Source organism: Geodermatophilus sp. SYSU D00525 (assembly GCF_054050475.1).
Genome location: NZ_JBJGZK010000035.1, coordinates 1 through 15,134 on the forward strand (window position 1 = coordinate 1; position 15,134 = coordinate 15,134).

General features: G+C 75.7%; 13 protein-coding genes, 1 pseudogene and 1 riboswitch. Of the genes and pseudogenes, 8 read left to right on the forward strand and 6 right to left on the reverse strand.

What is annotated here, in order from left to right:
* Positions 1-257, forward strand: a pseudogene (locus tag ACI796_RS20915) (HNH endonuclease); the annotation flags it as partial.
* Positions 258-437: 180 nt separating this feature from the next.
* Here ACI796_RS20915 and metF read toward each other — a convergent pair.
* Positions 438-1,364: a methylenetetrahydrofolate reductase [NAD(P)H] gene (gene metF / locus ACI796_RS20920; protein ID WP_456943141.1), complete on the reverse strand. Its 927-nt coding sequence runs from the start codon at positions 1,362-1,364 to the stop codon at positions 438-440.
* 161 nt (positions 1,365-1,525) lie between these two features.
* On the opposite strand from metF, the gene ACI796_RS20925 reads away from it, so the two are divergent.
* From ACI796_RS20925 to ACI796_RS20935, 3 genes are read left to right on the forward strand one after another with little or no spacing between them, the layout of a single operon-like run.
* Entirely contained in the window at positions 1,526-2,659 is a 1,134-nt protein-coding gene (locus ACI796_RS20925) for a polyprenyl synthetase family protein (protein WP_456943142.1), read from the forward strand.
* 2 nt (positions 2,660-2,661) lie between these two features.
* Positions 2,662-4,155 carry a phytoene desaturase family protein gene (gene crtI, locus ACI796_RS20930; RefSeq protein ID WP_456943143.1) on the forward strand — a complete coding sequence of 498 codons (1,494 nt, stop codon included), beginning with the start codon at positions 2,662-2,664 and terminating at the stop codon, positions 4,153-4,155.
* Positions 4,152-5,075: a phytoene/squalene synthase family protein gene (locus ACI796_RS20935; protein WP_456943144.1), complete on the forward strand. Its 924-nt coding sequence runs from the start codon at positions 4,152-4,154 to the stop codon at positions 5,073-5,075. Before crtI ends, ACI796_RS20935 begins: the two co-directional genes overlap by 4 nt.
* Here ACI796_RS20935 and ACI796_RS20940 read toward each other — a convergent pair.
* Positions 5,072-5,410 carry an Rv2175c family DNA-binding protein gene (locus ACI796_RS20940; protein ID WP_456943145.1) on the reverse strand — a complete coding sequence of 113 codons (339 nt, stop codon included), beginning with the start codon at positions 5,408-5,410 and terminating at the stop codon, positions 5,072-5,074. The two genes, ACI796_RS20935 and ACI796_RS20940, sit on opposite strands and share 4 nt — an antisense overlap.
* Before the next feature lie 38 nt (positions 5,411-5,448).
* A riboswitch (ZMP/ZTP riboswitch) is annotated at positions 5,449-5,532 on the forward strand.
* Positions 5,533-5,557: 25 nt separating this feature from the next.
* Here ACI796_RS20940 and ACI796_RS20945 point away from each other — a divergent pair.
* The gene (locus ACI796_RS20945; protein ID WP_456943146.1) at positions 5,558-7,015 is read left to right on the forward strand and encodes a glycine hydroxymethyltransferase; all 1,458 of its coding nucleotides are present in this window, start codon (positions 5,558-5,560) and stop codon (positions 7,013-7,015) included.
* A gap of 48 nt (positions 7,016-7,063) precedes the next feature.
* On the opposite strand, the gene ACI796_RS20950 is transcribed toward ACI796_RS20945, so the two are convergent.
* Entirely contained in the window at positions 7,064-7,201 is a 138-nt protein-coding gene (locus ACI796_RS20950) for a hypothetical protein (RefSeq protein WP_456943147.1), read from the reverse strand.
* Positions 7,202-7,367: 166 nt separating this feature from the next.
* Here ACI796_RS20950 and pknB point away from each other — a divergent pair, with 166 nt between their 5' ends.
* From pknB to ACI796_RS20965, 3 genes are all read left to right on the forward strand, one after another.
* Positions 7,368-9,356: a Stk1 family PASTA domain-containing Ser/Thr kinase gene (gene pknB, locus ACI796_RS20955; RefSeq protein WP_456943148.1), complete on the forward strand. Its 1,989-nt coding sequence runs from the start codon at positions 7,368-7,370 to the stop codon at positions 9,354-9,356.
* Positions 9,353-10,294, forward strand: coding sequence for a deoxyribonuclease IV (locus ACI796_RS20960; protein WP_456943149.1), 942 nt, complete (start codon positions 9,353-9,355; stop codon positions 10,292-10,294). The genes pknB and ACI796_RS20960 overlap by 4 nt, the downstream gene beginning before the upstream one ends.
* A 138-nt stretch (positions 10,295-10,432) precedes the next feature.
* Positions 10,433-11,611 carry a S8 family peptidase gene (locus ACI796_RS20965; RefSeq protein ID WP_456943150.1) on the forward strand — a complete coding sequence of 393 codons (1,179 nt, stop codon included), beginning with the start codon at positions 10,433-10,435 and terminating at the stop codon, positions 11,609-11,611.
* A gap of 44 nt (positions 11,612-11,655) precedes the next feature.
* Here the strand turns inward: ACI796_RS20965 and ACI796_RS20970 are convergent, their stop codons facing one another.
* Genes ACI796_RS20970 through ACI796_RS20980 form a run of 3 tightly spaced genes read right to left on the reverse strand, consistent with a single transcriptional unit; the run spans position 11,656 to position 15,062 of the window.
* A complete protein-coding gene (locus ACI796_RS20970; RefSeq protein ID WP_456943151.1) occupies positions 11,656-12,681 on the reverse strand; it encodes a threonine aldolase family protein in 1,026 nt (341 codons plus the stop codon).
* Positions 12,674-14,011: a class II 3-deoxy-7-phosphoheptulonate synthase gene (locus tag ACI796_RS20975; protein ID WP_456943152.1), complete on the reverse strand. Its 1,338-nt coding sequence runs from the start codon at positions 14,009-14,011 to the stop codon at positions 12,674-12,676. Before ACI796_RS20975 ends, ACI796_RS20970 begins: the two co-directional genes overlap by 8 nt.
* Positions 14,012-14,039: 28 nt before the next feature.
* Entirely contained in the window at positions 14,040-15,062 is a 1,023-nt protein-coding gene (locus tag ACI796_RS20980) for an ATP-dependent 6-phosphofructokinase (protein ID WP_456943153.1), read from the reverse strand.
* Positions 15,063-15,134: the final 72 nt, after the last annotated feature.

The following is a 15,134-nucleotide window of genomic DNA, read 5'->3' on the forward strand; positions in this document are numbered from 1 at the left end:
GTCCCGCACGCCCACGGCGGCGCCACCGACTGCGCCAACCTGTGCTGCCTGTGCCGCAGCCACCACCGCCTCAAGACCTTCGCGAGGGGGTGGCGGTTCGAGATGAGTGCCGACGGCGTCTGACCGTGACCACCCCGTCGGGGATCACGCGGACCACCCGACCCCCGGGCCTGCGACCACCCCCGGCCGAGTCGGACCCACCACCGGACCCCGGACCACGAACGCCGGCGGCCCCGGACGACCCGCCACCGTTCTGACCCAGGTCCAGGTACTGGTCGACGCCACGTCGCAGGGTGTCGGCTCGTCCGCACTGCGGTGAGCCGACACCCGGAACGGCCGTGCCTCGCGCGGTTCTCGGGAGCCGCGCCGGTCGCTCACGCCCCGCGTCGATCGCCCTCCCGGCGTCCGGGATCAGCGGCCGGGGAGCGCTCCGCCGGTCAGGGGGTGGCGGCCAGCGTCGAGGGCACCGAGGTGCCGGCGTTGGTGAGGTTGGTGAAGACCTCCCGCGTCGCCGTCGACCGGTTCATGGTGATGAAGTGGATGCCGGGCACGCCCTCGTCCAGCAGTCGCCGGCACATCGCCGTCGCCACCTCGACGCCGTAGGCGCGCACCGCCGCCTTCTCCTCGGGTGAGTCGCCGTCGAGCTCGGCGAACCGGGAGGCCAGCTCCTCGGGGAACGCCTGGCCCGACAGCTGCACGATCCGGGTGATCTGCCGCGCGTTGGTGACCGGCATGACCCCGGCGATGACCGGCACGTCGCAGCCGCGGGCCACGACCCGGTCGCGCAGCCGCAGGTAGTCCTCGACGCGGAAGAACATCTGCGTGATCGCGAAGTCCGCGCCGGCGCGGCACTTGCGCACGAACATCTCGACGTCGGTCTCGAAGTCCGGCGAGCGCGGGTGCCGCTCGGGGAAGGCCGCGACGCCGACGGAGAAGTCGCCCATCGAGCGGATCAGCTCCACCAGCTCCGAGGCGTACTCCAGGCCCTCGGGGTGCCGGACCCACTGAGCCTGGGGGTCGCTGCCCGGCGGGTCGCCCCGCAGCGCCAGCAGGTTGCGCACGCCCGCGGCGGCCAGCCGGCTGACCACGTGCCGCAGCTCGGCGACCGAGTGGTCGACGGCGGTCAGGTGCGCCAGCGGGGTCATCGTCGTCTCGGCCGCGATCCGCTCGGTGACGGCGACGGTGCCCTCGCGGGTGGAGCCCCCGGCACCGTAGGTGACCGACACGAACGACGGCCGCAGGCGCTCGAGCTGCCGCAGCGCCGTCCACAGCTGGGCCTCGGCCTCGGGCGTCTTCGGGGGGAAGAACTCGAACGACCACGTGGGCCGCGACGAGGCGAGCAGCTCGCGGACGCTTCGGGTCATAGGTGCCGAGGGTACGGGGAGCCCCAGCCACTGCATCCGTCCACGCGCTCCCGGCAGAAGAGCCGGGGAAGACGACGACTCAGCGGCGAGGAGGTCCCGTGAGCGCCCACCACCGGCCCCTGGACAGGACGCGCACGACTCGATGGGGCGATACTGGCCGCGTGATCACCGGGGCGGCGCAGACAGAGTCCGTGGTCCGGCCGCTGGCACCGCCCCTGGAGGCCGCCGACCTGGACCGGATCCGCGGCGCGGTGTCCGCGGCGCTGACCGGCTTCCTCGAGGAGCAGCGGACGACGCTCGCGGGGATGGCGCCGGCGCTGACCCCCGTCGTCGACGAGGTCTGCGCGCTCGCCGACGGCGGCAAGCGGCTGCGCCCGGCGTTCGCCTACTGGGGCTGGCGCGGGGTCACCGAGGACGTCGGCGGCCCGGCCGAGGACGACGCCGCGGTGCTGCGCGCGGTCGCCGCGCTGGAGTTCGTGCACGCCAGCGCCCTCGTGCACGACGACGTCATGGACGGCGCGCTCACCCGCCGCGGCCGGCCGGCCACCCACGTCGGTTTCGCCGAGCGGCACGGCGACGGCGGCCTGTCCGGCGACGGCGCGGCGTTCGGCGTCGGCGCGGCCATCCTCGTCGGCGACCTCGCGCTGGTCTGGTCCGACGAGCTGCTGCGCCGCTCCGGCATCAGCGCCCCGGCGCTGGCCCGCGCCCGCTCGGTGTGGGACACCATGCGCACCGAGGTCACCGCCGGGCAGTACCTCGACCTGCTGCGCGCCGCCGGCGGCCTGCCCGGCGCCCAGGGCGCGCTCACCGTCGCCCGCTACAAGAGCGCCGGCTACACCGTCCAGCGGCCGCTGCAGCTCGGCGCCGCCATCGCCGGCGCCGGACCGCGTGCCGCCGACGTCTACACCGCCGTCGGCCTGCCGCTGGGCGAGGCTTTCCAGCTGCGCGACGACGTCCTCGGCGTGTTCGGCGACCCCGCCGTCACCGGCAAGTCCGCCGACGACGACCTGCGCGAGGGCAAGCAGACGCTGCTGGTCGCCCTCGCCGAGGAGGCCGCCGACGACGCGGGCCGCCGGCTGCTGCGCACCTGCCTGGGCAACCCCGACTGCGACGCCGAGCAGCTGGACGCGCTGCGCCGGCTGATGGAGGCCACCGGCGCCCGCGCCCGGGTCGAGGAGCGGATCGCCGAGCGCACCGCCACCGCCCGCCGCGCGATCGCCGACGCCCCCATCGCCGACGAGGCCCGCGCCGCCCTCGACGCGCTCGCCGTCGCGGCGACCTCGCGGACCGCCTGAGCGTGCGCACCGTCCCCGGGCCGACCGACCGGGTCGTCGTCGTCGGTGCCGGCCTCGCCGGCCTCGCGACGGCGCTGCGGCTGCGCGGCGCCGGCCGCGAGGTGACCGTCGTCGAGCGCGGTGACGGTCCCGGCGGGCGCGCCGGCGTCGTCGCGCGCGACGGCTACGTCCTCGACACCGGCCCCTCGGTGTTCACCGCGCCGGAGCTGGTCGCCGACACGCTGGCCGCCGTCGGCGAGAAGCTCGAGGACCGGCTGACGCTGGTGCCGCTGGAGACCACCTACCGGGCGCAGTTCGCCGACGGCTCGCACCTGGACGTGCACGCCGACGTCGACCGGTTCGCCGCCGAGGTGGAGGCCCTGGCCGGCCCGGCCGAGGCCGCCGCGCTGCGCCGCTACCTCGCCGACCTCGCCGAGCTGTACCGGCTGCAGCTGGACACCTTCATCGACCGCAACCTCGACACCCCGCTGGACCTGCTCGGCCCCGAGCTGTGGGCGCTGGTCCGGCGCGGCGGTTTCGGGCGGCTGTCGGGCCACGTGGCGCGGTTCTTCTCCGACGACCGGCTGCGCCGGCTGTTCAGCTTCCAGGCGCTCTACGCCGGGGTCTCCCCGTTCCGGGCGATCGCCGCGTACGCCGTGATCGCGCAGCTCGACATCGGTGCCGGCGTCTGGCACCCGGTCGGCGGGATCGGCGCGGTGCCGCGGGCGATGGCGGCCGCGGCCGCGGACGCCGGCGTGGGGTTCCGTCACGGCGCGACCGTCGAGCGGCTCGACGTCCGCGGCCGGCGGGTCACCGGCGTCTGCCTCGCGGGCGGCGAACGGCTGCCGGCCGACGCCGTCGTCGTCACCACCGACGTGCCCGAGCGGCTGGTGCCCGGGTTCGCCCGCCGCCGGCGGCCGGTGTACTCGCCCTCGTGCGTGACACTGCACCTCGGCGTCCGCGACGAGTTGCCCGGGCAGGCGCACCACACGATCAGCTTCGGCGCGGCCTGGCAGCAGGTGTTCGACGAGCTCACCCGCGACGGCCGGCCGATGAGCGACCCGAGCCTGCTGGTGAGCATGCCCTCGGTCACCGACCGGTCGCTGGTGCCCGGGCGCGGGCAGGTGCTCAGCGTCGTCGCGCCGGCGCCGAACCTCGACCCGCACAGCGGCGGCAACCCGGGCATCGACTGGGACGCGCTGGCCCCCCGCTACCGCGAGGAGGTGCTCGGCGTGCTGGAGGCCCGCGGCTGGACGGGGATCACCGACGCGATCGAGGTGGAGCACGTGGACACCCCGCTGACCTGGGCGCGGCAGGGCATGGCGGCCGGGACGCCGTTCGCCCTGGCCCACACCTTCGGCCAGACCGGCCCGTTCCGGACGCCGACGCTGCCCCGCCGCGGCCCGGAGAACGTGGTGCTGGCCGGCTCGTCGGTGCAGCCGGGCGTCGGCGTCCCCATGGTGGTGATCAGCGGCCGCCTGGCCGCCGAGCGGATCACGGGGCCGGTGACGCGGTGACGGCGACCGAGCGGCCGCTGACGCAGGCCGAGCGGCAGGAGCGGCTCGACGCCGCCTACCGGTACTGCGCCGCGGTCAACGCCGAGCACGGCAAGAGCTACCACCTGGCCACCCGGCTGCTCACCGCCGACCGGCGACCGGCGATCCACGCGCTCTACGCCGCCGCGCGCACCGCCGACGACCTGGTCGACCACCCCGGCGCCGACCCCGAGGCCGACCTCGCCGACTGGTCGCGGGCGCTGCTGGACGAGCTCGAGACCGGCTGGTCCGACGACCCGGTGCGGCTCGCGACGGTGCACACCTACCGCCGCTACCGCATCCCGGTCGAGCACCTCGTCGACTTCCTCGCCGCGATGACCAGCGACCTCACCGTCACGGGCTACGCCGACATCGCCGCGCTCGACCGGTACATGTGGGGCTCGGCGTCGGTGATCGGCCTGCAGGTGCTGCCGGTGCTCGGCACCGCGCCCGGCGTCACGCAGGAGGAGGCCGCGCCGCACGCCATCGCGCTCGGCGAGGCGTTCCAGCTGACCAACTTCCTGCGCGACGTCGCCGAGGACGCCGACCGCGGCCGGGTCTACCTGCCCGCCGACGTCATGGCCGCCCACGGCGTGACCCGCGAGCAGATCGAGGCCAAGCGGTACGACGCCCGGTTCCGCGCGCTGATGCAGGAGATGGTGGCGATCGTGCGCCGCCGCTACGACGACGCCGCCCCCGGGACGCCGATGCTCGCGCCGGAGTCCCGGGACTGCGTGCGCGCGGCGACGGCGCTCTACGGCGGCATCCTCACCGAGATCGAGCGCGCCGACCACCGGGTGCTCGACCGCCGGGTGACGGTGTCCAAGCCGCGCCGGCTCGGGATCTTCGCCCGCCGCCTCGCCTCCGCCCAGGCGGTGCGGCTCAGAACGCGGCGTCCCTAGAAGGCGAGGGCCTGCGCGCGCCGGGTGACCTCGGTGTGCCGGTCGCCGCGCAGCGCCTCGACCGGCGTCCCGGGCAGCGACTCGTCGGCGCGGAACAGCCACTCGAACACCTCGGCGTCGCTGAACCCGCCGTCCCTGAGGACGGTGATCAGCCCGGGCAGGTGCCGCAGGACCGCGCCGTCCTGGATGAAGTCGGCCGGGATGCGGCTGTTGCCGCTGCCCGGGACGGCGAGGAGCTTCCCCTCGCGGACGAGCTGCCGGACCTTGTTGGGCGAGACACCGAGGACGTCGGCGACCTCGGCGGGGGTGAGCGTCTGCATGCGGTCGGACTGCACGGGCCGAGCCTAGGACGCCGCGCGGGCGGTTAGGATCGGCGGCGGGCCGTGACTGGCGCATCGAGGTGGGGCACCACCGGGGAGCGGCCTGCACTCCCCCGCCGGGCGCCTGGGCACCGCTGACGCCGACACCCGCCAGGAGCCCCCATGAGCGACGTGACCCCCTCCTTCGACGCCGCCGCCGCGTCCACCGCCTACCGCAGCGCCCTGTCGGTCATCGCCGGGGTCGAGCCGCGGGTGGCCGACGCGATCGGCGCGGAGCTCGCCGACCAGCGCGCCTCCCTCAAGCTCATCGCGAGCGAGAACTACGCCAGCCCCGCGGTGCTGCTGACCATGGGCAACTGGTTCAGCGACAAGTACGCCGAGGGCACGGTCGGGCACCGCTTCTACGCCGGCTGCCAGAACGTCGACACCGTCGAGGCGCTGGCCGCCGAGCACGCCCGCGAGCTGTTCGGGGCCCCCTACGCCTACGTCCAGCCGCACTCGGGCATCGACGCCAACCTGGTCGCGTTCTGGGCGGTGCTCGCCCAGCGGATCGAGTCCCCCGCGCTCGAGCGGGCCGGCGTCCGGCACGTCAACGACCTCACCGACGAGGACTGGGCCACCCTCCGGCACGCCCTCGGCGACCAGCGGATGCTCGGCATGAGCCTGGACGCCGGCGGCCACCTCACCCACGGCTTCCGCCCGAACATCAGCGGCAAGATGTTCGCCCAGTCCTCCTACGGCACCGACCCGGGGACGGGGCTGCTGGACTACGACGCCGTCGCCGCCCGCGCCCGCGAGTTCCGGCCGCTGATCCTCATGGCCGGCTACTCCGCCTACCCGCGCAAGGTCGACTTCGCGAGGATGCGCGAGATCGCCGACGAGGTCGGCGCGACGCTCGTGGTGGACATGAGCCACTTCGCCGGCCTGGTCGCCGGGAAGGTGTTCACCGGCGACTTCGACCCGGTGCCGCACGCCCACGTGGTCACCAGCACCAGCCACAAGTCGCTGCGCGGCCCCCGCGGCGGGTTCGTGCTGGCCCAGCCCGAGTACAGCGACGCCGTCGACCGCGGCTGCCCGATGGTGCTCGGCGGCCCGCTGCCGCACGTCATGGCCGCCAAGGCGGTCGCCTTCGCCGAGGCCCGCCGCCCCCAGTTCGCCGGCTACGCGCAGGCCGTCGTCGACAACGCCGTCTCCCTCGCCGAGGGCCTGTCCCGCCGCGGCGCCCGGCTGGTCACCGGCGGCACCGACAACCACATCGTGCTGCTCGACGTCTCGGGCTTCGGCCTCACCGGCCGGCAGGCCGAGTCCGCGCTGCTCGACGCCGGCATCGTCACCAACCGCAACGCGATCCCGGCCGACCCCAACGGCGCCTGGTACACCTCCGGCGTCCGGCTGGGCACCCCCGCGCTGACCACCCGCGGGTTCGGCGCCGCCGAGTTCGACCGCACCGCCGAGCTCATCGTCGACGTGCTGTCGCACACCACCCCGACCGCGACGAAGGACGGCTCGCCGTCGAAGGCGAAGTACGTCGTCGACGGCGGCGTGGCCGAGAAGACCCGCGCGGCCGCGGCCGAGCTGGTCGCCGCGCACCCGCTCTACCCCGGGCTCGAGCTGGCCTGAGCCCGCGACGGCGACCCGGCCCGGGGCGGGTGCCCCGGGCCGGGACCGTCAGACGTCGCTGTCGCGGTCCTCGGGCTTCTTCGACGTCTCCACCTCGGTCTCGGTGACCGGGGCGCCGCTGGCCTCGTCCGCCCCGCCCCGCTCGACCGGGTCCTGCGGGCCCGGCTCCGGTGTCTGCTCGCTCACGCGCTCGTCCTCTCCGTCGTCGGTCGGTGCCCGCACGCCTACCCGCAGCGGGGCGGGTGCACGCGGGCGCGCCCTCCCGTGACCGGTGTGACGGGAGGGTGCGCCGGCCCGCCTGCCTGCGCGTGTGCGGACCGCTCCGGGGCCGGGCGCTCCTAGACTCCTGCTCGTGGACACCGCCGTGACCGACCCCGTGGTCGGCCTGGTCCTCGAGGGGCGCTACCGCCTCGAGGAGCGGCTCGCGCGCGGCGGCATGTCCACCGTCTACGCCGCCACCGACCTCCGGCTGCACCGCACGGTCGCGGTCAAGGTCATGGCCGAGCACCTGGCGCACGACCCGACGTTCGTCGGCCGGTTCACCCGCGAGGCCCGCGCCGCGGCGATGCTCAGCCACCCCAACGTCGTCGGGGTCAGCGACCAGGGCAGCGACCAGGGGCTGGTCTTCCTGGTGATGGAGCTGGTGCGCGGCCGCACGCTGCGCGACCTGCTGCAGGCGCGCGGCCGGCTGACCGTCGCCGAGGCCTTCGCCGTGCTCGAGCCGGTGCTGGCCGGGCTGTCGGCCGCGCACCGCGCCGGCATCGTGCACCGCGACGTCAAGCCCGAGAACGTGCTCATCGGCCACGACGGCACGGTGAAGGTCGCCGACTTCGGCCTGGCCCGCGCGCTCACCGGCACCGGCCAGACCAGCCACACCGGCGGCGTGCTCATCGGCACGGTCGCCTACCTGTCCCCCGAGCAGCTCGAGCGCGGCCGCGCCGACGCCCGCAGCGACGTCTACGCCGCCGGGCTGGTGCTGTTCGAGATGCTCACCGGCCACCCGCCCTACGGCGGCGACACCCCGCTGGCGGTGGCCTACCAGCACGTGCACCACGACGTGCCCCTGCCCTCGGCCGAGGTGCCGACCGTGCCGTGGCAGGTCGACGAACTGGTCAAGCGGACGACGCGCCGCGACCCCGCCGTCCGCCCGCTCGACGCCGGCGCCTTCCTCGCCGACCTCGAGGACGTGCGCAGCGACCTGGGCCTCGCCCGCGTGCCGGTGCCCACCGGGCGCAGCTCCGCGGGCCCGGCCACCATCCGCCCGACCAACCGGCCTCCGCGCCGGCACCCCAGCGACCCCGGGGACGGCAGCGAGCCGGGCACCGAGGTGCTCGGCGGCAGCCGCCCCTCCCGCGCCGGCCGCACCAGCCTGCTGCCGAACGTGGGCACCGGCTCGACGGCCGACGTCGGCGGGCGGCGGCCCGCCCCCCCGCAGCGCAGCGGCGTCTCGCCGCAGGTGCGGCGCCGCCGCGCGCGGCTGGCCGTCGCGGTCGTGCTGCTGCTGGCGGTCACCATCGGCGCGATCGGCTGGTGGATGGGCTCCGGCCGCTGGACGCAGGTGCCCTCGCTGGTCGGCAGCGACCGCGCGGCCGCCGTCGACCTGCTGCAGGAGGCGGGCCTGGACCCGGTCTTCGGCGAGGAGCAGTTCAGCGAGACCGTGCCCGAGGGCGTCGTCATCTCCGCCGACCCCGACGGCGGCGAGGCGATCCGCAACAGCGACGTCGAGCTGGTCGTCTCCAAGGGGCCCGAGCGGTTCACCGTGCCCACCGACCTGGTCGGCCGGCCGATCGAGGCGGTGCGCGAGGCGCTGGCCGGCATCCCCGTCGTCCCCACCGAGCAGCAGGACTACGACGAGGACGTCCCGGTCGGGTCGGTCACCGGCTTCGAGCCGGAGGCCGGCACGGAGGTCAAGCGCGGCGACCCGGTGGTCGTCTACGTCAGCCGCGGGCCGGCGCCGGTGGCGATCCCGAACGTGGTCGGCCAGCCCGCCGACGCCGCGCAGGCCAACCTGGAGGCCGCGGACTTCACCGTCGTCCGCACCGAGGGCCGCAGCGCCGACGTCCCCACCGGGGCGGTCATGGCGGTCAGCCCAGGGCCGGGCACCGAGGCGCCCTACGGCAGCGAGGTGACCATCCAGGTCTCCATCGGCGTGCCGCAGGTGACCGTGCCCGACGTGACCGGCATGAGCGAGGACGAGGCGACCGCGGCCCTGGAGTCCGCCGGCCTGACGGTCACCACCTCGACCTTCATCACCGGCGACCGCGTGTACCGGCAGAGCCCGGGCGCGGGCACCGTCGTCGACCAGGGCAGCCAGGTGAGCCTGCTGCTCAGCTTCGGGTGAGCGGCGTCCCCTCCACCCCGGTCGGTGCGCACATCCAGGTCGCGGGGGGCCTGGCCGCCGGCGGGCTGCGCTACACCGACGACGTCGGGGCGCAGGCGGTTCAGGTCTTCGTGGGCAACCCGCGCGGCTGGAAGCGGTCGGCCGGCGATCCCGCGCAGGACGCCGCGTTCGTCGCGGGCCTGGCCGAGCGCGGCGTCCCGTCGTTCGTGCACACGCCGTTCCTGGTGAACGTCGGCTCGCCCACCCCGGCGACGGTCGACCGCTCGATCGAGACGATCGCCGCCGACCTGGCGCGCGGCGTCCGGCTCGGCGTCCGCGGCGTCGTCGTGCACGCGGGGTCCGCCGTCGGCGAGGACCGCTACGAGGCCGCGCTGCGCCAGCTGCACGAGCGGCTGCTGCCGGTGCTCGACGCCCTCCCCGACGACGGCCCGCGGCTGCTGGTCGAGCCGACGGCCGGCGGCGGCCGGTCGCTGGCGGCCACCGTCGAGGACCTCGGCCCCTACCTCGCGGCGCTGGACTGGCACCCGAGGGTCGGCGTCTGCCTGGACACCTGCCACGCCTGGGCGGCCGGGCACGACCTGGCCACCCCGGGCGGGACGACGGCCACGCTGGACGCGCTGGAGGCCACCGTGGGCGCGGGCCGGCTCGGGCTGGTGCACGCCAACGACTCCCTCGACGAGCGCGGCTCCAAGCGAGACCGGCACACCACCATCGGCGAGGGCTCGATCGGCGTCGGCGCCTTCGGCGAGCTGATGGCGCACCCGTCGATGGCCGGGGTGCCGGTCGTCGTCGAGACGCCGAGCGCCGACCGCGGCCACGCGCGCGACATCGCCCTGCTGTGCGCCCTCCGCGACGGCCTCCGCGACGGCCTCCGCGACGGCCTCCGCGCCGGCCTCGGCGACGGCACTGTCGTGACCGGGGCCTCCACCGCCGCCTGAGCGGCGCGCCCGGGGAGGGTGACACGCCGCAGTCACCCTGCGGGTTCGCGTCTTCACTTGCGGTGATCTACGACACGGGATTGGCTCGCATCCCCCCGCGGTCGCCCGGCCGCGGAGAGTCACCCCGAGGAGCCGTCCTTGCCCACTCGTCGCACCCTGGCCGCCGGCGTCGTCGCGCTGGCGACCGCCGGCCTCGGCGTCACCGCCGGCCCCGCCTCCGCCGCTCCCGCCGACGGCGGCCCGCGGGCCACCTACGTGGTCACCGTCGACCGCTCGACCCTCCCCGACCAGGCGGCGGACCGGGCGCGCGGCCTCGGCGGGCGGATCGCCCACGTCTACACCGCGGCGCTCACCGGCTTCGCCGTCGACCTGCCCGAGGCCGCGGCCAGCCGGCTGTCGGCCATCCCGGGCGTGGTCGCCGTCGAGCGCGACCGGGTGGTCACCGCCGAGGGCACGCAGTCCGGCGCGCCGTGGGGCCTGGACCGCACCGACCAGCGCGACCTGCCGCTGTCCGGCACGTTCGGCTGGACCGCGACCGGCAGCGGCGTCACCGCCTACGTCATCGACACCGGCATCAACTACGCCCACACCGACCTCGGCGGCCGGGCGGTCTCCGGCTACGACGCCGTCGACGGCGGCTCGGCCGACGACTGCAACGGCCACGGCACGCACGTCGCGGGCACCGTGGGCGGCACCACCTACGGCGTCGCCAGGGGCGTGCGGCTGGTGGGCGTGCGGGTGCTCGGCTGCGACGGCAGCGGCACCACCTCCGGCGTGGTCGCCGGCATCGACTGGGTGACCGCGAACCACGCGGCGGGCGCGCCGGCGGTGGCCAACATGAGCCTGGGCGGCGGGGCGAGCACGGCGATCGACACCGCCGTCCGCAATTCCATCGCCGACGGCGTCACGTACGCCGTCGCGGCCGGCAACGGCAACAGCGCGGGCGTGGCCCAGGACGCCTGCGCCTCCTCCCCCGCACGGGTGCCGGCCGCGCTCACCGTGGGCGCCACCGACCGCACCGACACCGCCGCGTCGTTCAGCAACTACGGCGCCTGCGTGGACCTGCTCGCGCCCGGCGTCGGGATCACCAGCGCCTGGCACACCTCTCCGACGGCGACCAGCACGATCAGCGGCACCTCGATGGCCACGCCGCACGTCGCGGGCGTCGCCGCGCTGTACCTGCAGGGCAACACCGGCGCCGCGCCGGCCACGGTCGCCGGGGCGGTCACCGCGGCCGCGACGACGAACCACGTCACGCTCTCGCGCACCGCCACCCGGGCCGGCACGCCGAACCGGCTGCTGTTCAGCTCCTGGTGAGCCGCGGCGCCCGCCGGCCACCTCAGGGGTGACCGGCGGGCGTCTCAGCGGTCGAGGAGGTCGGCGAGGACGTCGCCGGCGCGGTCGACCGCCGCCCGGTCGACGTCGAGGTGGGTGACCAGGCGGATCCGCCGCGGGCTCACCTGCGAGACCAGCACGCCGCGCGCCTTGGCGGCCTCGGCGACGACGGGCGCCGGGACGTCGTCGACGACGACCATGTTGGTCTCGACCGTGGCCGGGTCGACGCCCAGGCGCTTGGCCAGCAGCCGGGCGTGCTCGTGGTCCTCGGCCAGCCGGGCGAGGTGGTGGTCCAGCGCGTACAGCCCGGCCGCGGCCAGCACCCCGGCCTGCCGCATGCCGCCGCCGAGGCGCTTGCGCCACAGCCGGGCGGCGGCGATCCGCTCGGCGGAGGCGACCAGCACCGACCCGACCGGCGCGCCCAGGCCCTTGGACAGGCAGACCGACGCGGTGTCGGCCAGCCGCCCGTAGGTCGCCAGGTCCACGCCGGAGGCGACGGACGCGTTCCAGATCCGGGCGCCGTCGAGGTGCACGGCGACGTCGGCGTCGCGGGACCAGGCGAACAGCCGCTGCAGCTCGGCCAGCGGCTGCACCCGCCCGCCGCCGCGGTTGTGGGTGTTCTCGACGGCGACGGCGGCGGTGGCGGTCAGGTGCCAGTCGCCGCGCGGGCGCACCTGCTCGACCAGCGCGTCCGCGGACAGCAGCCCGCCGTCGCTGACCACCGTGCGGGTGGAGATGCCGAACACCGCGGCCGCGGCACCCATCTCGTAGGTGACCACGTGCGCGTCGGCGTCGCAGAGCACCTCCTGGCCGGGCTCGCACACCAGCCGCATGCCGATCTGGTTGCCCATCGTCCCGGACGGCACGAACAGCGCGGTCTCGTGGCCGAACAGGTCCGCGACCCGCTCCTCGAGCGCGCGGATGGCCGGGTCCTCGCCGTAGACGTCGTCGCCGACCTCGGCCTCGGCCATCGCCCGGCGCATGCCGGGCGTGGGCTTCGTGACGGTGTCGGAGCGCAGGTCGACCAGCCCGGGAGACACGGGCTCAGCCACGCAGCATCTCCGCCACGAGGAAGGCCAGCTCCAGCGACTGCCCGGTGTTCAGCCGCGGGTCGCAGGCGGTCTCGTACCGGCTGTTGAGGTCCTCGTCGCTGATCTCCATCGCCCCGCCGAGGCACTCGGTGACGTCCTCGCCGGTGAGCTCGACGTGGATGCCGCCGGGCCAGGTGCCCAGCGCGCGGTGCACGTCGAAGAAGCCGAGGACCTCGTCGACGACCCGGTCGAAGTGCCGGGTCTTGTAGCCGGTCGGGGACTCGTGGGTGTTGCCGTGCATCGGGTCGCACTGCCACACGACCTGGTGGCCGCTGGCGGTGACCTTCTCGACGATCGGCGGCAGGATGTCGCGGATCTTGCCGTTGCCCATGCGGCTGATCAGCGTCAGCCGGCCGGGGACGCCCTCGGGGTCCAGCCGCTCGACCAGCTCGGTGGCCTGCTCCGGCGTCGTCGTCGGCCCGATCTTGACGCCGATCGGGTTGGCGATGCGCGACATGAACTCCACGTGCGCGCCGTCGAGCTGGCGGGTGCGCTCGCCGATCCACACGAAGTGCGCCGAGGCGGCGTAGGGCCGGCCCTCGTGCACCCGCAGCAGCGCGGCCTCGTAGTCGAGGATCAGCGCCTCGTGGCTGTTGTAGAGCTCGACGCCGCGCAGCGCGCTGTCGTCGACCCCGCAGGCCTTCATGAACGCGAGCGCCCGGTCGATCTCGCGGGCGATGACCTCGTAGCGGACGCCGGCCGGCGAGTTGGCGACGAAGTCCTTGTTCCAGTCGTGCACGGCGTGCAGGTCGGCCAGGCCGCCGTGCGCGTAGGCGCGGATCATGTTCATCGCCGCGGCCGAGTTGGCGTAGGCGCGCACCAGCCGGTTCGGGTCGGGGATGCGCTTCTCGAGCACCGGCTCCAGCGAGTTGACCATGTCGCCGCGGTAGGACGGCAGGCCCAGGGCGTCGGTGTCCGACGAGCGCGGCTTGGCGTACTGCCCGGCCACCCGGCCGACCTTGACCACCGGCACGCTCGCGCCGTAGGTGAGGACGACGGCCATCTGCAGCAGCGTGCGGGTGGTGCTCTGCAGGTGCGCGTCGGTGTTGAGGTCGAAGGTCTCCGCGCAGTCCCCGCCCTGCAGCAGGAACGCCCGCCCCTGCGCCACCTCGGCCAGCCGGCCGCGCAGCTCGTCCACCTCGCTGGGCGCCACGATCGGCGGCACGGACGACAGCGTCGTCAGGACGCCGTCGAGGGCGGCGCGGTCGGGCCAGGCCGGCTGCTGGGCGGCGGGGAGCTCCCGCCACCGGTCGGGACCGGGCACCGGCTGCGGGGATCGGGACAGGCTCACACCGTCGAGGGTACGGCGGTCGCCCCCCTCACCCGAAGAACACCTCGACCTCGGCGTACCGCTCCAGGGGGACCAGCTTGAGCCGCGCCGTGGCCTCGGCGATCGGCACCGGGACGACGTCGGTCCCGCGCAGGGCCACCATGACACCGGAGCGCCCCTCGTGCAGCGCGGCGACCGCGGCGAGGCCGAACCGGGTGGCCAGCACCCGGTCGAACGCCGACGGCGTGCCGCCGCGCTGGATGTGCCCGAGCACCACCGCGCGCGCCTCCCGGCCGGTGCGCTCCTCCAGCAGCGCGGCCAGCGCGGCGCCGATGCCGCCGAGCCGGACGTGGCCGAAGGCGTCGCGCTCGCCGGTGGCGGTCACCAGGTCGCCGTCGGCCGGCCGCGCCCCCTCGGAGACGACGACGATCGGCGAGTAGCCGGACTCGAAGCGGTGCAGGCAGTGCGCGACGACGGCCTCGACGTCGAACGGGCGCTCGGGCACGAGCACGACGGTGGCGCCGCCGGCCATGCCCGCGTGCAGCGCGATCCAGCCGGCGTGCCGCCCCATCACCTCGACGACCAGCGTCCGGTGGTGGCTGTCGCCGGTGGTGTGCAGCCGGTCGATGGCCTCCGTCGCGACGCCGACCGCGGTGTCGAAGCCGAAGGTGTAGTCGGTGCCGTCGAGGTCGTTGTCGATCGTCTTGGGGACGCCGACGACCCGCACCCCCTCCCCCGCCAGCTTGGCCGCGACACCGAGGGTGTCCTCGCCGCCCACCGGCACCAGCGCCTCGATCCCGTGCCGCTCGAGGGTGGCCGTCACCCGCGCGGGCCCGCCGTCGATGGCGTAGGGGTTGGTGCGGGAGGTGCCGAGCACGGTGCCGCCGCGGGGCAGCAGCCCGCGGACGGCGGCCAGGTCCAGGGGGACGGCGTCGTCGTCGAGCAGGCCGCGCCAGCCGTCGCGGAAGCCGACCACCTCGTCCCCGGAGCGGATGCCGCACCGGACCACGGCCCGGATGACCGCGTTGAGGCCGGGGCAGTCGCCCCCGCCGGTCAGGATGCCGATGCGCACGACGCCTCCCTGGAGGGACGAACCGCAGGTCAGGACGATCCTGCACCCGATCCGCGGCCGCGGTCACCGTCT

Coding starts and splice junctions, on each gene's coding strand:
- ACI796_RS20945 (WP_456943146.1), top strand. CDS start 5,558: ATGAGCGACGTGACCCCCTCCTTCGACGCCGCCGCCGCGTCCACCGCC.
- metF (WP_456943141.1), bottom strand. CDS start 1,364: ATGACCCGAAGCGTCCGCGAGCTGCTCGCCTCGTCGCGGCCCACGTGG.